Raw genomic sequence first — 20,610 nt, forward strand, 5'->3', positions numbered from 1 at the left:
TCGGTTTGGATGGGCGGGTGACGAGGATCCTGATGCGCGCCCACCAGAGCCCGTTCGCCGTCGAGCCGGCCCAGCGGGTGCACGACGCGAACCTGATCGGCAACAACGTCGGCAACCTCGTGTTCAGCCACGCGGTGCACCGGCTGCTGTCGACGGCGGGCACGCGCATCACGACCTCGCGCCTCAAGCGGATCACCGGACCCGAGGTCGACGACCGCTTCGACCGCCTCGTGCTGCCGCTCGCCAACGCGTTCCGTCCCCCGTTCGTGCCGAACCTGGACGCGATGAGCGAGCTGGTCGAGCGGACGCGGGTGCCCGTCAGCGTGCTCGGTGTCGGCGCCCAGGCCGACCTCGAGGGAGCCCAGGTGGGCGGTGACGCGCTCGACGCGGCCGTGCGTCGCTTCGTCGGCGCGGTGCTCGACCGGTCGCCGTCGATCGGCGTCCGGGGCGAGTACACCGCGTCGTACCTGCGCCGTCTCGGCTTCGGCGACGAGCACGTGGCGGTCGTCGGCTGCCCGTCGATGTTCCTGGACGGCCCGAACCTGCAGGTGACGCCGCGCATCGACGCCGTCACCGCCGAGACGCCCATCGCGTTCAACGCCTCGCCGTACCTGGACGAGGTCGGGCCGTTGTCGGTGCACCACGCCGCCCGCTACCCGCACCTGCACTACGTGCCCCAGGACCGCGCGACGCTCGGGCTGCTGCTGGACGGTGAGTACGTCAACCGCTGGATCCCGCCCGAGCGCGCCGGTGACAAGCCCGTGACGGCCACGCACCCGCTCGTCGCCGGGGGACGCACGGTGTTCCCGCTGTCGTCGAGCACCTGGATCGACCTGCTGCGCGGCTACGACTTCTCGTTCGGCACCCGCATCCACGGCAACGTCGTCGCGTTGCTGGCGGGGACGCCCGCCGTCGTCCTGGCCCACGACTCGCGCACGCTCGAGCTCGCCGACCTCCACCAGATCCCCTACCGGCTGATCTCGGAGGTGGGCGTCGACGTCGACGCCGCCGACCTGTTCGCCGGCGCCGACTGGGGCCCGATGAACCGCGGCCACGCCGAGCGCTGGCGCGCCTTCTCGGGGTTCCTGGAGAGCCACGGCCTCGAGCACGTGTTCTCGTCGGGCCAGAGCCCGCGGCGGTTCGACGACAAGCTGGCCGCCGCCGACCTGCCCGCCCCCGTCTGGTCCCCCGCCCCGGCTCCCGCGTCTCCCCCGTCCGCGATCTGAAGCCTTGGGGCGGTCAACCGGCCGCTTCGACCACCCGAAGGCTTCGGATCGCGGACGAGGGGGACGTCAGGCGCGGGCGCGGGCGCGGCGGGACTTGTCCTCGTACATCGCCCGGTCGGCGCGCTCGAGGATGTCCTCGGGGGCGGCGTCGCCGGTGACGGCCGCGCAGCCGACGCTCAGCGTCAGGCCGCCGAGGGCGGGGTCGTCCTGGTCGGCGATCCGGCGGAGGCGGTCGGCCATCTGCACGGTCTCGGGCTCGGAGATCGCCCCGGCCACGACGACGTACTCGTCACCGCCGACCCGGCAGACCAGGTCGTCCTCGCGCACGACGGCCACCACCGCGGCGGCCCACGCCTTGAGCGCCTCGTCCCCGGCCACGTGGCCGCGCTCGTCGTTCAGCTGCTTGAGCCCGTCGAGGTCGGCGAACAGCACCGCGCCCGGACGTCCGGTGCGACGTGCACCGTCGACGGCCCCGGCGAGCGCGGCGGCGAGGGCGCGGCGGTTGCCCAGCCCGGTGAGCGCGTCGCGTCGCGTCATCCCCACCAGGAGGCGCTCGCGGTTGCTGCGCTCCTCGAGGTAGCGCTCGCGCATCTCGACGGCGCCGACCGCGAGGCCCGCCTGCATCGCGAAGATCTCCAGCAGCTCGCAGAGCAGACGCGTGGGCTGCAGCTGTCCCGGCGGGAGGTCGACCGACAGCACGCCGACCATCTCGCCGTCCTCGTCCCACATCGGCGCGAGGAGCATGTCGAGGGGGTGCCACGCGTCGGGGTCGTCGCGCACCGGCACGTCGGGCACCCACTGCGCGGGCTCGTCCTCGTCGAACGTCTCGTGCGGGCTGAACCGCAACCGACCCCAGTGCACCGCCCGGTCGAGCGCCCTGACCATGTCGGCCCGCGGCGTGACGGCGTCGGCGAGCTCCTCGCGCAGCTCGGGCGGACCGGTCAGCGCCACCACTTGGAAGTCGCCCGAGGGCAGCACGTGGTTGACGGCCGCGACCCCGAAGCCCAGCACCTCCACGATCCCGTCGGAGACCACCTGCAGGGTCTCGGACAGCACGCTCCCGGTCGACATCCGCGAGCTCACCAGCGCCAGCCGCCGGACCACGTCGAGGTCGACCCCGGTCGACGAGCCGGGCTCGTCGTCCCGTGGCTGCCACCGTCGCTGCTCCGGCTCGTCCATGGTGACTAGACGCTAGCCGCTCGGGCGCGAGCGCGTCAGGATTCCGTGGTGCAACGCACGGATCCACAGGGGATGCTCAGGGCACACCACGACCGGGGGAGGTCTCCGTGTCCCGTCTCGCCGACGCCGTGCTGTCGCACCGGCTCCTCGTCGTGCTCGTCTGGCTGGTCATCGCCGGCGCCGGCGCCGCCACGACCACGCGGACCGTCGACGCGCTGAGCTACGACTTCGGGCTCCCCGGCCAGCCCGCCTACGAGGCCAACACCGACATCCAGCGGCAGTTCGGCGGCGGCGGGCTCGTCGACCCCGTCGTCCTCACCGTGCGGGCCCCCGCGGGTACCGACCTGTCCTCGGGCGAAGGTGCGGCGGCGTTCGCGCAGGTGGCCGAGCAGGTGGCCGCGTCCGCGCCGGGCACCCGCGTCGTCGTGCCGGGCGACGGCGAGGCGCGCGCCCTCGTCTCACCGGACGGACGACGGGCGGTCGCCCTGCTGTACCCGCGCGTGGTCGGCGGCCCCGATCCCTACGCCCGGGCGCTGCCCGCGATCGAGCGCGCCGCGTCGACCGCGTCGGTCGCCGGGGTGACGCCGCAGCTGACGGGCACCGCCCTGCTCGCGGAGAGCTCGGGCGGCGACCGCGGGGTGCTGGTCGAGGTCGTGCTGGGCGGCGCGGGGGCGCTGATCGTCCTCGCCGTCGTGTTCGGCTCGCTGCTGGCGGGCGTGCCGCTGCTCGTCGCGGCGGTCTCGATCCTCGGCACCTACCTGGCGCTGCTCGGGCTGACGAGCCTCACCGACGTGTCGTTCGTCGTGCAGTACCTCGTCGCGCTCATCGGGCTCGGCGTCGCGATCGACTACTCGCTGCTCATCGTCATGCGGTGGCGCGAGGAGCGCTCGCACGGCGCCGACAACGACACCGCGGTCCGCACCGCCGTCGCCACGGCGGGTCGATCCGTGCTTTTCAGCGGCGTGACGGTGGCGGTGTCACTCGCCGCGCTCGTCGCCGTCCCGCTGCCGTTCCTGCGCAGCATCGGGCTCGGCGGCCTGCTGATCCCGGTGCTGAGCGTCGCGACGTCGCTGACGCTCGTGCCCGTCGTGCTGCACGTGGCAGGGCCGCGGCTGCAGTGGCCCCGGCGCACGCCGCACGACCCGACGAGCCGCCGGTGGGCGACGCTGGCGCGCGTCGTCGTCCGACGTCGCTGGATCGTCATCGTCGCCACGGTGGCGCTGCTCGCCGCCATGACCGCCCCGCTGCTCACGCTGCGGCTGGGGTCGCCCGAGATCGAGGCGTACGGGTCGGACTCGGCGCCCGGACGCGCCGCCCAGGGCGTCGTCGACGACGGCGTCGCCGCGGGCGTCGTCCGCCCGACCGAGGTGCTGGTGGACGCCGCCGACGCCGCCCGCGTCGCGTCCCTGCTCGCCGCGGTGCCGGGGATCGCCGCCGCGACGTCGGTCGACGCCGAGGGCTGGACGGTCGGCGGCACCTCGCTGCTGCAGGTCTGGAGCGAGGCCGACCCCGCGACGTCCGCCGGGAGCCGGACCCTCGACCGCGTGCGGACCGTGGCCGACGGCCAGGGCGCCCGCGTGGGCGGCACGCCCGCCGAGGACGCCGACTTCGTCACCGCGGTCTACGGCGACGCCGTGTGGGTGCTGCTCGGCATCGTGGTCATCACGTTCCTGCTGCTCGCGCGGGCGCTGCGGTCACTGTGGCTGCCCGTCAAGGCACTGGTGCTCAACGTGATCTCGATCGGCGCCGCGTACGGCATCACGGTGCTGATCTGGCAGAACGGGCTCGGCACCGAGCAGGTCTTCGGCGCCAGCGCGAGCGGGACGATCACCGTTTGGGTGCCGGTCGCGGTGTTCGCGTTCCTGTTCGGGCTGTCGATGGACTACGAGGTGTTCATCCTGTCGCGGATGCGCGAGGCCTACGACGAGCACGGCGACACGCACCGCGCGGTCGTCGACGGGATCTCGCGCACCGGCCGCCTCGTGACGTCGGCCGCGCTGATCCTGTTCCTCGCGTTCATCGCGCTGTCGACGGTGCCCTCGATCGACGTCAAGATCCTCGCCACCGCGCTCGCGCTCGGCATCGCGATCGACGCGCTGGTCGTCCGGGCCCTGCTGGCGCCGGCACTGGTGGCCGTGCTCGGCCGCGCCAACTGGACCATGCCCCGCGGGCTGGCCCGCGCCCTGCGGGTGCGCGACGCCGAGGGCGGCAGCGGGCGGGCGCGGCACCGCGCGTCGCTCTGACGTGAGTCTCTGGATCGTGGTCGCCCGGGCGACCACGATCCAGAGACCAGCCACGATCCAGAGACTCTCGTGGGACGGGCGGGCACGGGAACCACTCCCGCATTGACATGCATATAGTCGCATATAAGAATTCATGCATGCGTCGAGACCGCCTCGACCGCGATCTCGAGGAGAGCCGACGATGACCGTCACCGACCACCGCCAGGCCGAGACCCACGGCCACACCCACGGCCCCGCGTGCGGCCACGACGCCGTCGTCCACGAGGACCACGTCGACTACCTGCACGACGGCCACGTGCACCACGAGCACGACGGCCACTACGACGAGTGCACCACCTGCTCCTGCGCCGACTGCGACGACAGCTGTGCGGTCTGCACGTGCGCCGACTGCACCTGCCCGACGTGCAACCACGCCACCTGCAGCTGCGACAACTGCGGCGGCGACACCTGCGCGAACTGCGTCTGCGCCGACTGCACCTGCGCCACCTGCAAGCACGCCGCCTGACGATCTCCCGGAGCTGTCGGTGCCTGGTGACGCCCCGGCATCACTGCGCACCGACAGCCGTCCGGTCCCTGCCGCCGCCCGCGTGACGTGCGACCGTTCGGGCATGGACGTGTCCGCGTGGGTGCTCGACGACGGTGACGAGGTGGTCGTCGGCGGCCGGGTGAGCGCGGACGGCCTGCGGCTCGCCCCGACGGCCGACCCCAGGATGCGCGAGCCCGAGCCGTACTGGGACCTCGGCATCGACCTCGCACCAGCGGCCTCCCCCGGGCTCGTCACCGTGACCGGACGGTGGGACGGCCGCGGCCTCTCCGGCGTGAGCGCCGGACCGCTGGCCGGACCGTCGGGCTTCACGTTCGAGGTGGGCACCGGTGTGCGGCTGTTCGACGGGACCGTCGGTCCGCCCAAGCAGCGCGACGTCGACCGGGTGCAGGAGGTGCTCGACGCCGAGGCCTCCGCCTGCGGTCTGGCGATGACCGGCGAGACGGTCGGCGTCGACGGACGTCCGCGCGTCGTGGCCTGGCTGCGTCAGGTGACGCCGGCGCTGGCCGAGCGTCTGGTCGGCTGCCACCCCACCGTGCTCGCGCTCGACGTCTGGCTCAGGCCCGGCGCCTCGCCAGGCGCGTGACCCACGGCTCGGCGACGAGCAGGAGCAACGACCAGAACCCGACGGCCGGCACCAGGAGCGTCAGCACGAACGCCGCCGCGATCGCCGCGGTGCTGCGCACGCTGCCGCCGACCGGACGGCCGCTCGCCGACCCGTCCAGGCGGTGGCGTCTGATGATCAGCGCCAACGCGCTCTGGCAGACCGCGCTCGCGAGCACGGTGCCGATGTAGATCAGCGGGACGGCGCGGCCGTCGTAGCTGCCGACCAGCTCGGTGGGGAACGGCAGCACGACGATGGTCAGAAGCCAGGCCATGTTCCACCACAGCAGGGACCCCGTGACGGCGGTGACGTCGGCGAACAGGCGGTGGTGGACGAGCCACAGGCGCGCGATCACCACGAAGCTGAGCAGGAAGCTGTAGATCTGCGTGCTCTGCTCGGCGACCAGGTCGAGCGGGCCCGTCCCGGTGTCGGCGGCCTCGGGCACGGCGTCCACCAGCGGCAGCACGAGCAGCGTGATCGCGATCGCCACCACCGCGTCGGTGAAGAAGACCAGGCGCTCGGAGGACTGCGGGGCGGGCACGGGCTTCATCATGCACCCGGCCGTTCTGCCGACGCCGTGGGTCGGTGGCAGGCTCGGGACGGCCCTCGTCCCCGTCCCGCCTGGAGGCAGCACCCGTGAGCACCGACCCGACCACCCCCCGCACCGCGCTCGTCGTGGGCGCCACCGGCATCACCGGACTCGCGCTCACCCGGCGACTCGTGGACGACGGGTGGACGGTCCTGGCGCTGTCGCGGCGCGCGCCCGTGGACGTCGAGGGCGCGACCCCCGTCCTCGCCGACCTCCAGGACCCCGCGTCGCTGGCCGAGGCCCTCGCCGACGCCCGTCCGACGCACGTGTTCCTCACCGCCTGGATCCGTCAGGACACCGAGGCGAAGAACATCGAGGTCAACAGCGGCATCGTGCGCCACCTGCTCGACGCCGTCCGCCCCGCCGGCACCGTGCAGCACGTCGCGCTCGTCACCGGTCTCAAGCACTACCTCGGCCCGTTCGAGGCCTACGGCCAGGGCGACCTGCCCGACACCCCGTTCCACGAGGACGAGGAGCGCCTGCCGTACGCGAACTTCTACTACGACCAGGAGGACGAGGTGTTCGCCGCCGCCGAGCGCGACGGCTTCACCTGGAGCGTCCACCGCTCGCACACCGTCATCGGGCACGCCGTCGGCAACGCGATGAACATGGCGCAGACCCTCGCCGCGCAGGCCGCGATCTGCCGCGAGACCGGGCGGCCGTTCGTGTTCCCGGGCTCGCGGACGCAGTGGGACGGCGTCACCGACATGACCGACGCGGGTCTGCTGGCCGAGCACCTGCAGTGGGCCGCCACCGAGCCCGCCGCGGCGAACACGCCGTTCAACGTGGTGAACGGCGACGTGTTCCGCTGGCGCTGGATGTGGCCGCGCCTGGCCGAGGCGCTGGGCGTCGAGGCCGAGGGGTTCGAGGGCGAGCCGCGTCCGCTGGAGCAGCAGATGGCCGGCACCGAGGAGGTCTGGGAGCAGATCGCCGCCGACCACGGGCTGCGCGAGCCGGACCTGTCGCGTGTCGCGTCGTGGTGGCACACCGACGCCGACCTCGGCCGCGACATGGAGTGCCTGACCGACATGCGCAACAGCCGCGTCGCCGGCTTCACCGGCTACCGCCCCACCCTGGACGCGTTCCTCGCCGTGTTCGACACCCTGGTCGCCGACCGGGTCGTCCCGCCCCTGCCCTGATCCCCCGGAGCTGTCGGTGCCTGGTGACGTCGGGGCATCACCACGCACCGACAGGTCGGCGGGTCAGAGGGCGTAGGGGCCGACCCGGGCCCAGGCGACGACGAGCAGCAGCGCGAGCAGGACGGCGTTGAGCGCCATCTCGGCGGGCTCGTCGCGCCGCAGGTGCACGAACGCCGCGAGCACCATGACGATGCCGAGGCAGATCGCCGCGAACGGCACCATCACCGGGACGACGACCGCCGCCGCCGGCAGCACCAGCCCGACGGCGCCGGCGATCTCGGCGAACCCGATGAACCGCACCGTGTTGGGCGAGTACTCCTCGGCCCACGGCAGGTTCTCGAGCAGGCGCTCGGTCGGCAGCGTCACCTTGATGACGCCGGCCAGGCCGAACACCAGCGCGAGGCCGACCTCGAGGATCCAGACGACGGTGCCCATGGCCGAAGCGTAGGCGGGCGTCAGGCGTGGACGGGCTGCTGCTCGGCCTCGGCCGAGGCGGCCGCCGTGCGACGCACCAGGAACGACAGCGCGATGGCCAGGAGCGAGACGACCGCCCCGCACAGGAACGCGGTCTGCACGCCCGACGCGGTGGCGGCGACCGCCGAGGCGCCGCCCTCGGCCTGGGAGGCCGCGCGCGTCGTCATCACCGTGACGAACAGCGCGGTTCCCGTGGCGCCGGCGAGCTGCTGGACGGTGCCGACGACGGCGCTGCCGTGCGAGTACAGCGTCTGCGGCAGCGAGCCGAGCGCCGAGGTGAGCAGCGGCGTCAGCATCATCGCGATGCCGATGCTGAGCAGCACGTGGATGCCGATCACGGTGACGACGACGGTGCCGGCGTCGAGCGTGGTCATCAGCCACAGCGCGGCGCTGAGCAGGACCGCCCCGGGGATGACGAGCGGGCGCGGGCCCACACGGTCGAAGGTGCGTCCGACGAGCGGGGCGAGCAGGCCCATGACCAGGCCGCCGGGGAGCAGCATCAGGCCGGTGGTCAGGGTGCTGAGCCCGAGGACGTCCTGCAGGTAGATCGGCAGCAGCACGAGCGAGCCGAAGAGCGCGAGCATCGTCACCGACATCAGGACGGCGGCGGTGCGGAACGCCGGGCTGGCGAACGTGCGCAGGTCGAGCAGCGCGGCGTCACGACGCTGCAGCGACAGCTGGCGCCAGACGAAGAGCACCAGGCTGAGCACGCCCACCGTCAGCGGGACCCACACGGGGACCGCGACCTCGCCGGCCGCGGCCTCACCGATGCTGCTGAGGCCGTAGATCAGCCCGCCGAAGGCGAACGCCGACAGCACGATCGAGGCGACGTCGACGCCGACCTTGCGGGTCTGCGTCACGTTGGTGATCTTGGCGGCGCCGAGCGCGAGCGAGAACAGCGCGATGGGCAGGACGATCCAGAACATCGCGCGCCAGCTGAAGACCTGGAGGATCAGGCCGGACACCGTCGGGCCGATGGCCGGGGCGACGGCGATGATGATCGAGATCCGGCCCATCATGCGTCCGCGGCCCTCGGCGGGGACGACGCTGAGCACCGTCGTCATCAGCAGCGGGATCATCACGGCGGTGCCGCCGGCCTGGACGATGCGGCCGACGAGCAGCATCTCGAAGCCGGGGGCGGTCGCGGCCAGCAGCGTGCCGCCGCTGAACAGGCTCATCGCCGCGATGAACACCGCGCGCAGGGTGAACCGCTGGAGGAGCAGGCCGGTGGCCGGGATGACGACGGCCATCGTCAGCAGGAAGCCCGACGTCAGCCACTGCGCGGTGCTCGCGGTGATCGACAGGTCCGTCATGAGCCGCGGCAGCGCGACGCTCATGATCGTCTCGTTGAGGATCACCACAAAGGCCGAGACGAGCAGCAGGCCGATGACGACCGTGTTCTCGCGGGAGAGCTTCGCGGGCGGGTTCGCCGTGGTGGCGGGCGTGGACATGGGGACCTCAGACGTCGAGACGGAACCTGCCGTAGTGGCAGTGACTGCCATCTTGTCACCTGTGTACATTGGAGGCCAGTCGAGGAGACCCGAGGTGTCCGGTGTCACGTACCGCCGAGCAGGCCCCACCCGCGCCCGACCTGCGCGAGCGTCGTCGCCTGGCCACGCGCCAGGAGATCTACGACGTCGCGCTCGGCCTGTTCGAGCGCCAGGGGGTCGCCGCCACCACGGTCGACGAGATCGCGCAGGCGGCCGGGGTCTCGCCGCGCACCTTCTTCCGGTACTTCGCCAGCAAGGAGGAGGCCGTCCTCGCACCCGCCCGCGACCTCGACGAGGCGCTCGCGCTGTGGGTGCTGGAGGCCGACGCCGAGGCCGACCTGCTCCCCGAGATCGAGCGCGCGTTCGTCGAGGTGATCGTCGGACCGGTCGCCGGCACCCCCGACGCCATCGACCACATGGTGCGGATCCGCCGGCTCGTGGCCGCCGAGCCCGCGCTGCGTGCGGCCGCGCTGGCGCTGGACGGCGAGATCACCGCCCGCCTGGCGTCCCGCGTCGCCGAGCAGGTGCCGTCCCTCGACGCCGTCTCGGCGCGCCTGGTGGCCGAGGTGGCGCAGGCGACGATGCGCGTCGCGTTCGACGAGTGGGCCGACCGCGGCGGCGACGTCGACCTCGCCGACGTCTACCGCCAGGTGCGGGCCGCCCTGCGTCGCGTCGTGGTGGCCAGATGAGCGACGACGGGCTGGTCTGGCACTACACCGACGGACCAGGGCTGGTCTCGATCCTGGCGAACGACGTGCTCTGGGCGACGTCGGCAGGGTTCCTGAACGACCAGCAGGAGGTGGGGCTCGGCCTCGGCCTGCTGCGACGCCGGCTCGGCGAGGTCGCCGCGTCGGGCGACCCCTTCTACGCCGAGCTCGAGCGACGGGTCCGCGACGCGACACCGCGCCACGGGCCGTCCGCGGGCACCTTCTTCATCCTCAGCGCCTCGACGCACTGTGACTCCCTGGCGATGTGGCGCTGCTACGGCGGCGGGGGCGAGTCGTACGCGATCGGGCTCGACGCCTCGAGCCCGCTGCGGGTGCTCGCCGACGAGGACCACGACCTGCGCGGGGCGGTCGTCCGCCAGCGCGAGTGGGACCCCGTCCGCTACGACCCGGCCGCCCAGCGCGAGCTCGTCGACGCCGTGCTCGAGGGGCTGCCCGACGCCACGCACGACATCGAGGCGTGGGCCCGCAGCGGCACCCGCCCATCCCTGCCGTCCGGTGCGCCGGAGGTGGGCACGCCCGTCGGCGACCTCCTCGATGACATGGAGCAGGCCCTCCTGCTGATCAAGCACCAGGGGTTCCTCGACGAGCGCGAGGCGCGCCACAGCACCGTCCTGTACCGCCGTGACGACGGCCCCGCTCCGGTCGGCGTGGTGCGCTACCGCGCCACGACCTACGGCATCGCGCCCTACGTCTGGCTCACCGGCGAGGGCGACGGAGGTGGCAGCGTGACGACGACCCGCGCCCCGCTCCCGATCCGCGCCGTCGCGATCTCCCCGTCCCCCAACGGCGACGCGGCCCAGGACTCCCTCGGCGACCTCCTCGCCGCCAGCGGCCACGCGGACGTCGAGGTCGGCCGCTCCCGCATCCCGTTCCGCGGGTGAGTCCCGCGCGCCCCTCGTTCACCACGGTCTCCTGGTGAACGGTCGCGGACCACGGCAGATCCGCCGTGGCCCGCGACCGTTCGCCGTGGTTCGTCGACCTCAGACGGTGAAGGCCTTGCGGAACGCCTCGACGGCCTCGACGCTGTCGCCGGACGCCCACGCCTCGAGGCCCACCACGCCGGTGTAGCCGGCCTCGTCGAGCACCCGGGCGACGTGCGGCCAGGCGACCTCGCCGGTGCCGGGCTCGCAGCGGCCGGGGACGTCGGCCACCTGGATCTCGCCGACCCACGGCAGGCTCTCGCGCACCAGGTCGGTGAGGTTCCCCTCGCCGATCTGGGCGTGGTAGAGGTCGAGGTTCATCTTCAGGTGCGGGCTGTCGACGGACGCGACGAGCGCGCGCGTGTCCGCGGCCCTCGCGAACGGCGTGCCGGGGTGGTCGACGGCGGTGTTGAGGTTCTCCAGCGTGAAGACGCGGCCCGCCTCGCGCCCCAGCTCGGCGATCGCCGCGAGGGTCTGGCGCGCGGCCAGCCACTCGGCGCCGGTCGGCGCGGGCAGCGGCAGCACCGGGAGGCCCTGGCCGTCCAGCCCGGTGCCGTGCAGGTTGAGCGCGGGGCTGTCGAGCCTCTCGGCGACCTCGAGCGACAGCCGCGCGGTGCGCAGCAGCTCGGCCGAGCCCTCGGGCGTCACCAGGTCGCCCTCGACGTAGCCGGTCATCGACGTGAACGTCGCGCCGGTCGCGACGAGCGCGTCGACGTCGTGGTTGGTCCAGTTCCAGATCTCGACCGCCATGCCGAGGTCGTGGATGGTGCGCACGCGCTCGACCACGTCGAGGTCGAGGAAGGTCATCTCGGCGCTGACGGCCAGCTGGAAGCTCATGCGCCCACCGGCTTCACGTCGACGGTGGCGCCGGCCTCGACCGACTCGATGCACGCCAGCGCGATCGCGAGCGCGCGCTGGGCGTCGCGTCCGGTGACGACGGGCTCGGTGCCGCCGCGGACGGCGTCGCAGAACGCGGCCAGCTCGCCGGTGTAGGCGACGGCGAACAGGTCGGTGTCGGAGCGGGACGTCTCGACGGCGTCGCCGGCCGCGGTGAACAGGTGGCGCGTGGACGTCGAGCCGTCGCCCGCGGTGACCATGCCGGCCGACCCGAAGACCTCGCCGCGCACGTCGTAGCCGTACGCGGCCGAGAAGCTGGCCTCGGCGGTCGCGATGGCGCCGTTGTCGAAGCGGACGACCACGACGGCGGTGTCGAGCAGGCCAGCGTCCTTGAACTCGGGCGCCACGAGCGCGTCGGCCGTCGCGTGGACGCTGACCGCGTTCGCACCGGGGTTGAGCCACAGCAGCGCGTCGAAGTCGTGGATCAGGGTCTGGGTGAAGATCGTCCACGGCGGCACGCCGGCGGGGTTCGCCAGGCCCGGGTCGCGGGTGAGTGAGCGCATCAGCTGGACGGTGCCGATCTGGCCGGCCTCGATCGCGTCGTGCGCGGCGGCGAAGCCGGGGTCGAAGCGGCGGTTGAACCCGACCTGCAGCGGGACGCCCGCCTCGTCGGCGGCGGCGACGGCGCGGGCGGCGTCCTCGGCCGACATCGCCATCGGCTTCTCGCAGAAGACGGCCTTGCCCGCCTTCGCGGCCGCGACGACGAGCTCGGCGTGGGCGGTGCTTGACGCGGTGATGACGACGGCCTCGACGTCGTCGGCGGCGAAGATCGCGGCGGGGTCCTCCTCGGCGCGTGCGCCGAGCGACTCGGCGACGTCGGCCGCCACGCCCGGACGGGGGTCGGCGACGGCGACGAGCTGGGCGCCGGCGACGCGGCGGGCGAGCAGCGTGGCGTGCGAGACGCCGATGCGGCCAGCGCCGATCAGGCCGACGCGGACGGGCGCGGCCTCGGCGGGCGAGGTGGGAACGGGCACGGCGATCTCCTGGGTGTGGTGGTACTAGAGCGCTCTAGTTCGAGGACAAGTAGAGCGCTCAAGTCGAACGCCGTCAAGTGGATCGGCGAACCCCTAGGGTGTGCCGCGTGACCGTCACCATGGAGGACGTCGCGCGCGAGGCCGGCGTCTCCCGCGCGCTGGTCTCGATCGTGTTCCGCGACGTGGAGGGCGCGAGCGCCGCGACGCGCGAGCGGGTGCGGGCCGTCGCCGACCGTCTGGGCTACCGCCCCGACCAGCGCGCCCGCCAGCTCGGACGCAAGCGGACGCGGCTCGTCGGCGTCACCTACGGCGTGCACCGGCCGTTCCACGGCGAGCTGGTCGAGGCGCTCTACGCCGCCGCCGGTCCAACCGGCTGGGACGTGCTGCTCAGCCCCGTCACCGACCGGCGCGGCGAGGCCGAGGCCGTCGAGTCCTTGCTCGACCACCGCTGCGAGGCGGTCGTGCTGCTCGGCCCCGCGCTCCCCCCGCGCGCACTCGACGCGCTCGCGTCGCGCGTGCCGACGGTCGTCGTGGCACGCGCCGTCAGCCGCCCGGACGTCCAGGTGGTGCGCACCGACGACGCCACCGGCGCCCGGCTCGCCACCGAGCACCTGCTGGACCTGGGGCACACGTCGGTCGCGCTCGTCGACGGCGGACGCGCGCCGGGTGCCGCCGAGCGTCGTCGGGGCCACCGCGCCGCGATGAAGGCGGCCGGGTTCGCCGAGCAGCTGCTGCCGGGCGGCCCCACCGAGCACGACGGCGAGCTGGCGGCCGAGGCCCTGCTGGCCGCGTCACCGCGCCCGACGGCCGTCCTCGCGTTCAACGACGACTGCGCCGTGGGCCTGCTCAACCAGGTGCGCCGCGCCGGCGTCTCGGTGCCGGGCGACCTGTCGGTGGTGGGCTACGACGACGCCCAGGTGGCCGGTCTGCGGGCGATCGACCTCACCACCGTCGGCCAGGACCCCGACGCCCTCGCCCACCTCGCCGTCACGCGCGCGATCGCGCTCGCCGAGGGCGACCCCGCCTCCACCGAGCAGGTCGTCGCCCCCCACCTCGTCGTCCGCTCGACCACCGCCCCGCCCCGCTGACGGATTCCCAGGTTCACCTGGGAAGCCGTCGGCACCCCGGAGAACTTTCCGTGGTCTCGTCGGATTCCCAGGTGAACCTGGGAAACCGACGGACGGTCAGGCGCGGCTGCGGGCGCGGGAGGCGAGGGCCGCGAGGGCGGCGGGGAAGATGGACGCGGGCGGGGTGACGAGGCCGGCGCCGACCTGGCCCGTGCCGGCGACGGCGCCCGCCATGCCGGTGTTGATCTGCGGCAGGATGCCGGTGCGGCAGACCTTGCTGACGTCGATGCCCGTGGGCGCGCCCATGAACTCGAGCACCGGGATCGACCAGCGCGGGTTCTCCGCGAGCGTGATCTCGGCCATCCGACGCGTGGTGGCGAGCGCGTCGGGCACCGAGCCGCCGACGAGACGGACGATGGCCGGGGCCGTGGCCATCGCGAAGCCGCCGATGCCGGCGGTCTCGGTGATGGCCGAGTCGCCGATGTCGGGGTTGGCGTCGTCGGGGCCGTAGGAGCCGAGGAACAGGCCGTCGGCCACCTGCGCGGGGCCGGTGAACCACTCGTCGCCGGTGCCGGCCACCTGGATGCCGAAGTCGGTGCCGTTGCGGGCCATCGCGACGACCATCGTCGAGCCCTCGATGCCGCGGGCGGCGTCGAGCGCGAGCTTGCACGCGGGCATCGCCAGGTTGAGGAAGAAGTGGTCGTTGCCGCCGACGAACCGCACCACGTCGGCGACGTCGGACGCGTCGTGGCCCGACGTGACCATCGCGGGGACGACGTCGCGCAGCAGCATCAGGGTGCCGGCGCGGTTGCGGTTGTGCGCCTCGTCGCCCATCTGCAGCATCTGGGCGAGCACGCCGGTGACGTCGACGCGCCCGGTCGCGCGCACCGCCGACTGCAGCACCGGGCCGAGCACGCCCGACATCCAGCGCAGCTTCTCGATCACCTCGGGTCCGTACGCGCCGTAGCGCAGCACCTTGCCCAGGCCCTCGTTCAGCGAGCAGTAGGTGCGGCGGCCGCTGGCGGCGTCCTCGAGCACGAACATCCACATCGACGCGGACACGACGCCCGCCATCGGGCCCACCGCGCTGTGGTGGTGGCACGGGTCGAGCGTGTAGCCCTCACCGGAAGCGAACAGCGCCTCGGCGGCGTCGGCGTCGTCGGCGATCCCTTCGAGGATCGCCGCGCCCATCAGCGCGCCGCGCATCGGGCCGGACGCGCGCTCCCAGGTGATCGGCGGGCCGGCGTGCAGGAAGTCCGACGGCCCCAGGCCGAGCAGCTCGCCTGCGGGCACGACGTCGACGAGGTCGGCCTGCACCGCGAGGACGGCGGCGACGGCTCGCGCGTTGGCCTCGGCGCGCAGCGGGTCGGCCGCCACCGCGGCGAGGTCGGCGGCGGTGCCGTCCATCGGCGGCTGCCAGTCGACGCGCGCGGTGGGCACGCCCTGCGCGTCGACGGCGTCGGCGAACATGCCGGCGCCGACGGCGACGACGGACGGGGAGCTGGTGAGCAGCTCGGACGTGGGGCTCATCGGGCACCTCCGGTGGTGACGGCTGCGGGCAGGAGCGAGACCGCCAGGCGGGTGGCCTCGGCGTTGGACGCGAGGACGGTGGCGCCGGCGGCGGCGAGCGCCTCGGCCTGACGGGTCAGGCCCTGCGGGTCGAGCTCGGTGCCGACGCACGCGACGACGACGTCGAGGCGGCGCCCGTCGGCGCTCGCGGTGGCGATCGCCCCACGGACGGCGGGGGCGAGGCCGGCGGCGGGGTCGTCCTCGGCGCCGTGGCCGAGCACGACGTCCATCAGGACCACGCCGACGCGCGGGTCGGCGGCCACCTCGGCGAGCCGGGCGTTGCGCAGCGTCGGGTCGATCATCGGGTGGGCGCGGCCCCGGGTGAGGGTGTCGTCGCCGAAGTCGACCATCACGTGGCCGTCGGCGTCGAGCGTGCCGTCGACGGCGAGCTCGGGCGAGAGCGGGATGTTGCTGTGGATCGGACCCAGCTGCTCGCGGGCGATCAGCATGGCCTCGTCGCAGAGCGTGCCGCCGACGAACAGGCCGCGCAGCAGCGGGCCGATGACCTCGCCGGACGCCGGCGCGGCGTCCCACCGCGGCCAGGTGGGAACGGGCAGCCCGAGCGCCGTGAGGACGGACTCCGCGGCGGCCGTCAGGTCGGGTCGGCCGTCTCCGAGCAGCGCCATCTGGACGGGAGTCGAGAGGTCGCCGGCGAACGCGACGAGCGCGTCGGCCACCTCCTGGGCCGGCGGCTTGGACACCACGACGACGAGCTCGGTTCCCGGGTCGGCGTCGAGGAGCCGCAGCGCCTGACGGGTCGAGAGCCCGCCTACGTCCGACGACAGGTCGCGTCCGCCCACGCCGAGCGCGGCGCGCACGCCGACCCCGGCGGTCTCGAGCAGCGTCATCAGCTGCTGGCAGCCGGTGCCGGACGCCGCGACGATGCCGACGGGACCGGGACGCACCGAGTTGGCGAACCCGAGGCCGAGCCCGTCGACGAGGGCGGTGCCGCAGTCGGGCCCCATCACCAGGACGCCCGCGCGCTCGGCCGCCTGCTTGAGCGCGACCTCCTGCTCGACGGGCACGTTGTCGCTGAAGACCATCACGTCGCGGCCGGCGTCGACCGCGTCCATGGCCTCGACGAACGCGTGCTCGCCGGGCACCGACACCAGCGCGAGGGACGCGGCCGCGTCGCGTCCGAGCGCCGAGCCGACGGTGCGCGGCGGTGCCACGGTGGAGCCGGCGTCGGACGGACGACGCGTGGCGTCGGCGAGCGCCTGGTCGACGGCCGCGAGCGCGGCGGCGACGTCGGTGCCCTCGGACAGCCGGAGCGCGACGACCATGTCGTTGGGCGAGGTGGCGGGCACCTCGAAGCCCATGGTGGCCAGCGTGTCGAGGTTGAGCTCGGTGGCCATGGCCACCTGCGCGGCCTCGACGCCCGGCGCGGCGGCGACCTGCTTGCTCACCTGGAGCAGGGTCACCGAGTCGGCGTAGGCGCCGGAGCGCAGCTCGACGTGGGTCTGGGTCACGGGTGTCTCCAGGTCTGGGGGGTCAGTGCGAGGGCGACGCCGAGCGCGAGCCCGGCGCCGGAGGTGTGGCCGACGGCGAGCAGCGCGGCGCGCGCGGCCTCGTCGGGGTGCTCGGGTGCTGCGGCCAGGCGCACGAGCCAGGTGCGCAGGGCCGGCGTGGCCTCGCCGTCGAGCGCGTGGGAGAGCATCGCGGCGGACACGAAGGTGGTGCGTCGGACCGCGAGGTCACGCACGCGCTGGGCGACGGCACAGGACTCCAGGCCCGCGGCGCGGCGCGCGACCAGCCAGCCGGCGAGCACGTCGTCGCCGGTGGGGGTCAGGCCGGTGCCGCGGCCGAGCAGCAGGGCGACGACGTCCGGGTCGCCCTCGGCGAGGCCGGCCAGGACGGCGCCGGGCAGCTCGAGGCGGGCGGCGTCGGTGCCGTCGGCGAGCCCGGACGCCACCGCGCCGAGGCCCGGGAGCGGGGGCACGCCGAGGTCGACGACGCGTCCGAGCCTGACCTCGACGTCGCCGAGCGCGACCCGCCCGGCACCGAGGTGCAGCACGCCGTCGTGGGCGGGCACCCGGTCGAGCGGCGTGCGCAGCCCCATCGGGACGTGGACCGCGTCGGCCGCGAGCACCGCGACGCACCGGCCCTCGTCCTCGACGTAGACCGCGAGCGGGCCGTCGGCCACCACCCGGGCGGTGCGCGGCTCGCCGCCGAGCGCGCGGGCGGCGCGCCAGGTGGCGGCGGCGCGGACCGTCGTGGCGGCGGCGCTGGCGGGGACGCTCGTCAGGCTCACGGCGCCCCTTCGCAGACGGTGGGAGACCGGCCGGTTCGCCGATCGGTGCCGCCAATCTAGGTCGGTGGGCTACGGTTCGCCGATGGTGAGTGTTGCCAACGATGCAGGGGTGCGCGGTCAGATGTTGCCAGGTTCGTCCTACGGCCTCTCGCTGCGCCACGCGATCGACACCGGGGCGCTGCGCGGCACGTCCGTGCTGGCCGGGGACGCGGGCCTGGACCGGCTCGTCACCGCGGTCAACGTCATGGAGGTGCCCGACGTGCTCGGCTGGGTCAAGCCCAACGAGCTCCTGCTCACCACCGGCTTCCCGCTGCTGCGCGCCGACCACGACCTCGACGAGGACGCGCTCGAGGCGCTCGTCCGCGGGCTGGAGAAGGCGGGCGTCGCGGGCTTCGGCATCAAGCTCGGCCGCTACGTCGACGACGTGCCGCAGGCGCTGCTCACGCTCGCCGACGACCTCGGCTTCCCGGTGCTCCGGCTGCCCGACGAGCTGGCCTTCGACGACGCCCTGCGCGACGTCTACGGCGAGCTCAACACCGTGCAGGCGTCGGTGCTCGAGCGCATCGACGCGCTGCACTCCGCGCTCACGCTGATCGTGCTCGAGGGCGGCGACCTGGAGGACATCGCCGCCGAGGTCGGCCGCGTGCTCGGGGTCGGCATCGCCATCACCAGCACCGACGGACGCGAGCAGGCCGCCGCGCTCACCGACGCCGAGCGGATGGCGCTGGAGGAGGCCGACGTCGTCGACGACACCGGTCGCATCCGGGTCGAGCGGTTCCGCCAGGCGCCGGTCGCGGTCGGCGACGGTGAGCTGCGGCTGCTGCACGTCGCCGCGTCGGGCGCCGAGCTGGCCCGGCTGGTGGTGCTGTCGACCGGCAGGCGCCTCCAGCCGTCCGACGTGCACGCGCTCGAGCGCGCCGCCACCGTCGCGGCGCTCCTGATCACCCGCCAGCAGGCGGTCAACGCCGTCGAGGGCAAGTACCGCGGCGACTTCCTGCGCGACGTGTTCCAGTCGCGCGCGGGCTCGCCGGAGTACGTCCAGGAGCACGCCGCCGGCCTGGGCTGGGACCTCGGCCGCGCCGTCGTGGTGGTCGTCGCGCAGCTCGACCCGCCCGAGTCGGGCGAGGACCCGGTGTCCGGACGGGTCCGCCGCGCCTGGCAGGACCGGTTCGCGTCCGCGTGGCGCCAGGTGGTCGAGAGCCAGGACCGGACGGCACCCGTCGCCGACTTCTCCGCCGAGGTGGTGGCGCTGCTGCCCACCGACGGGCTGTCACCGGAGGCCGTCGAGGCCCGCGTCGCCACCACGATCGCCGCCGTCCGCGGCGACCAGGGCGGCGGCCGTCGCTCGTTCTCGGCGGGCGTCAGCCGCGTGGTCGAGGGTGCCGGTGCTCTGCCGGAGGCCTACTCGCACGCCCGCAAGGCGGTCGAGGTGGGCCGCCGCATGCACGGGCGCGGCAGCGCGACGTTCTTCGACAGCCTCGGCGTGCGCCGACTGCTGTCCCTCATCGACGACGAGTCCGAGCTGCACGGGTTCGTGCGCGAGGTCCTCGGCGGGCTGGCCGACGACTCCGCGCAGTCGACCGACCTGCGGGCCACGCTCCAGATCCTGCTCGACACCAACGTGAACGTCGCCGAGGCCGCGCGCCTGCAGCACTTCCACTACAACACCATGCGGTACCGCGTCGCCAAGCTCGAGTCGCTCGTCGGCCCGTTCACCTCCGACCCCCACGTCCGCCTCGACGTCGCCGTCGCCCTCCAGATCCTGCAGATGGCCTGAGGCGCCCGAGCGCCATGGCCCGAACGGGCCATGTCCGGACGATCTACCGGAGGCAGATGTCGGGACGGTGAAATCTCGTGGGCAACACCTCACACCGGATGCACGGTTCCGTCGTCACTGTTGCCCCATGATGCGTGTGAGCCCGGCCACTAGCGTCGGGCCATCACCGGTGTGCCCACTGCGCCAGCCTGACGCGGGGCGAAGAGTCGAGGAGACCACCCAATGTCCATGTTCAAGTGGGACGTCGTCCACGGGGGAAAGACCCCGCCGCCCGGTGAGGTCGTGGGCCCGATGCAGCGGCTCAGCTGGCCGCGCACCGTCGGCCTGGGCGCCCAGCACGTCGTCGCCATGTTCGGCGCGACGTTCGTGTTCCCGATCGTCATGGGGCTCGACCCCAACCTGGCCATCATGTTCTCCGGCCTCTGCACGATCCTGTTCCTGCTGGTCGTCAAGAACCGCATCCCCAGCTACCTCGGCACGAGCGCCTCGTTCGTCGGCGGCGTCGCGGCCATCCGCGCGCAGGGCGGCGACTCGGCGCAGGTCACCGGCTCGATCCTGATCGCGGGCCTGGTGCTCGCGCTGGTCGGCGTGCTCGTGCACTTCGGTGGCGCCCGCCTCATCCACGCCGTGCTGCCGCCGGCCGTCACCGGCGCCGTCGTCATGCTGATCGGCTTCAACCTGGCACCGGTCGTCGCGGGCGTCTACTGGCCGCAGGACCAGTGGGTCGGCCTCCTGACGGCCACCTTCGTGGTCGTCGCCGCCGTGATGTTCCCCGGCTTCTGGTCGCGGATCGCGGTCGCCCTCGGCCTGGTGTTCGGCTACCTGGTCTCGTACCTGTTCGACGTCGTGTTCGGGCAGATCAACTCGGTCACGCCGGTCAGCAACGGCGAGGCCGTCCTGCATGACCGCGTCGACCTGTCGGCCGTCGGCGACGCGTCC

At 73.9% G+C, this 20,610-nt stretch carries 19 protein-coding genes; 10 read left to right on the forward strand and 9 right to left on the reverse strand.

Features of this window, described 5'->3' with window-relative positions; all coding sequences use genetic code 11:
• Window positions 1-17 precede the first annotated feature (17 nt).
• On the forward strand, window positions 18-1,226 hold the full coding sequence (locus ACI6PP_RS15575; protein WP_421112523.1) for a polysaccharide pyruvyl transferase family protein: 1,209 nt from the start codon (window positions 18-20) through the stop codon (window positions 1,224-1,226).
• Between the two features lie 66 nt (window positions 1,227-1,292).
• On the opposite strand, the gene ACI6PP_RS15580 is transcribed toward ACI6PP_RS15575, so the two are convergent.
• Window positions 1,293-2,405: a GGDEF domain-containing protein gene (locus tag ACI6PP_RS15580; RefSeq protein WP_421112524.1), complete on the reverse strand. Its 1,113-nt coding sequence runs from the start codon at window positions 2,403-2,405 to the stop codon at window positions 1,293-1,295.
• A gap of 107 nt (window positions 2,406-2,512) precedes the next feature.
• Between ACI6PP_RS15580 and ACI6PP_RS15585 the strand changes: the two genes are divergently transcribed.
• The 3 genes from ACI6PP_RS15585 (at window position 2,513) to ACI6PP_RS15595 (ending at window position 5,778) form a co-directional block, all read left to right on the forward strand.
• Window positions 2,513-4,648 (forward strand): MMPL family transporter, encoded by a 2,136-nt coding sequence (locus ACI6PP_RS15585; RefSeq protein WP_421112525.1) that lies wholly within the window; start codon window positions 2,513-2,515, stop codon window positions 4,646-4,648.
• A gap of 181 nt (window positions 4,649-4,829) precedes the next feature.
• Entirely contained in the window at window positions 4,830-5,153 is a 324-nt protein-coding gene (locus ACI6PP_RS15590; RefSeq protein ID WP_421112526.1) for a hypothetical protein, read from the forward strand.
• A 103-nt stretch (window positions 5,154-5,256) separates the two neighbouring features.
• The gene (locus ACI6PP_RS15595; protein ID WP_421112527.1) at window positions 5,257-5,778 is read left to right on the forward strand and encodes a hypothetical protein; all 522 of its coding nucleotides are present in this window, start codon (window positions 5,257-5,259) and stop codon (window positions 5,776-5,778) included.
• Here ACI6PP_RS15595 and ACI6PP_RS15600 read toward each other — a convergent pair.
• The gene (locus ACI6PP_RS15600; protein WP_421112528.1) at window positions 5,750-6,337 is read right to left on the reverse strand and encodes a TMEM175 family protein; all 588 of its coding nucleotides are present in this window, start codon (window positions 6,335-6,337) and stop codon (window positions 5,750-5,752) included. The two genes, ACI6PP_RS15595 and ACI6PP_RS15600, sit on opposite strands and share 29 nt — an antisense overlap.
• Window positions 6,338-6,432: 95 nt before the next feature.
• Here ACI6PP_RS15600 and ACI6PP_RS15605 point away from each other — a divergent pair, with 95 nt between their 5' ends.
• Complete coding sequence (locus ACI6PP_RS15605) at window positions 6,433-7,524, forward strand: SDR family oxidoreductase (RefSeq protein WP_421112529.1); 1,092 nt, start codon at window positions 6,433-6,435, stop codon at window positions 7,522-7,524.
• Window positions 7,525-7,587: 63 nt separating this feature from the next.
• On the opposite strand, the gene ACI6PP_RS15610 is transcribed toward ACI6PP_RS15605, so the two are convergent.
• Both ACI6PP_RS15610 and ACI6PP_RS15615 read right to left on the reverse strand, forming a co-directional pair.
• Window positions 7,588-7,959 carry a DoxX family protein gene (locus ACI6PP_RS15610; protein WP_421112530.1) on the reverse strand — a complete coding sequence of 124 codons (372 nt, stop codon included), beginning with the start codon at window positions 7,957-7,959 and terminating at the stop codon, window positions 7,588-7,590.
• A gap of 20 nt (window positions 7,960-7,979) precedes the next feature.
• Window positions 7,980-9,449 carry an MDR family MFS transporter gene (locus ACI6PP_RS15615; protein WP_421112531.1) on the reverse strand — a complete coding sequence of 490 codons (1,470 nt, stop codon included), beginning with the start codon at window positions 9,447-9,449 and terminating at the stop codon, window positions 7,980-7,982.
• 101 nt (window positions 9,450-9,550) lie between these two features.
• On the opposite strand from ACI6PP_RS15615, the gene ACI6PP_RS15620 reads away from it, so the two are divergent.
• Window positions 9,551-10,177, forward strand: coding sequence for a TetR family transcriptional regulator (locus ACI6PP_RS15620; RefSeq protein WP_421112532.1), 627 nt, complete (start codon window positions 9,551-9,553; stop codon window positions 10,175-10,177).
• Window positions 10,174-11,097 carry a hypothetical protein gene (locus tag ACI6PP_RS15625; protein WP_421112533.1) on the forward strand — a complete coding sequence of 308 codons (924 nt, stop codon included), beginning with the start codon at window positions 10,174-10,176 and terminating at the stop codon, window positions 11,095-11,097. Before ACI6PP_RS15620 ends, ACI6PP_RS15625 begins: the two co-directional genes overlap by 4 nt.
• 99 nt (window positions 11,098-11,196) lie before the next feature.
• Here the strand turns inward: ACI6PP_RS15625 and ACI6PP_RS15630 are convergent, their stop codons facing one another.
• Both ACI6PP_RS15630 and ACI6PP_RS15635 read right to left on the reverse strand, forming a co-directional pair.
• Window positions 11,197-11,973, reverse strand: coding sequence for a TIM barrel protein (locus ACI6PP_RS15630; RefSeq protein ID WP_421112534.1), 777 nt, complete (start codon window positions 11,971-11,973; stop codon window positions 11,197-11,199).
• Entirely contained in the window at window positions 11,970-13,007 is a 1,038-nt protein-coding gene (locus ACI6PP_RS15635) for a Gfo/Idh/MocA family oxidoreductase (protein ID WP_421112535.1), read from the reverse strand. The genes ACI6PP_RS15630 and ACI6PP_RS15635 overlap by 4 nt, the downstream gene beginning before the upstream one ends.
• Window positions 13,008-13,114: 107 nt before the next feature.
• Between ACI6PP_RS15635 and ACI6PP_RS15640 the strand changes: the two genes are divergently transcribed.
• Window positions 13,115-14,095, forward strand: a complete 981-nt coding sequence (locus ACI6PP_RS15640; RefSeq protein ID WP_421112536.1) for a LacI family DNA-binding transcriptional regulator — start codon at window positions 13,115-13,117, stop codon at window positions 14,093-14,095.
• Between the two features lie 96 nt (window positions 14,096-14,191).
• On the opposite strand, the gene ACI6PP_RS15645 is transcribed toward ACI6PP_RS15640, so the two are convergent.
• From ACI6PP_RS15645 to ACI6PP_RS15655, 3 genes are read right to left on the reverse strand one after another with little or no spacing between them, the layout of a single operon-like run.
• A complete protein-coding gene (locus tag ACI6PP_RS15645) occupies window positions 14,192-15,604 on the reverse strand; it encodes a YlbE family protein (RefSeq protein ID WP_421112537.1) in 1,413 nt (470 codons plus the stop codon).
• Window positions 15,601-17,112, reverse strand: a complete 1,512-nt coding sequence (locus ACI6PP_RS15650; protein ID WP_421112538.1) for an FdrA family protein — start codon at window positions 17,110-17,112, stop codon at window positions 15,601-15,603. Before ACI6PP_RS15650 ends, ACI6PP_RS15645 begins: the two co-directional genes overlap by 4 nt.
• Window positions 17,109-17,894, reverse strand: a complete 786-nt coding sequence (locus ACI6PP_RS15655) for an oxamate carbamoyltransferase subunit AllH family protein (RefSeq protein WP_421112539.1) — start codon at window positions 17,892-17,894, stop codon at window positions 17,109-17,111. Before ACI6PP_RS15655 ends, ACI6PP_RS15650 begins: the two co-directional genes overlap by 4 nt.
• Window positions 17,895-18,015: 121 nt before the next feature.
• Between ACI6PP_RS15655 and ACI6PP_RS15660 the strand changes: the two genes are divergently transcribed.
• Complete coding sequence (locus ACI6PP_RS15660; RefSeq protein WP_421112540.1) at window positions 18,016-19,671, forward strand: PucR family transcriptional regulator; 1,656 nt, start codon at window positions 18,016-18,018, stop codon at window positions 19,669-19,671.
• 222 nt (window positions 19,672-19,893) lie between these two features.
• Window positions 19,894-20,610, forward strand: a 717-nt coding sequence (locus tag ACI6PP_RS15665; RefSeq protein ID WP_421112541.1) for a solute carrier family 23 protein, incomplete at its 3' end; no start/stop codon positions are given.

This window comes from Solicola agrisoli, from assembly GCF_049059935.1.
GTDB lineage: Bacteria > Actinomycetota > Actinomycetes > Propionibacteriales > Nocardioidaceae > JAURVT01.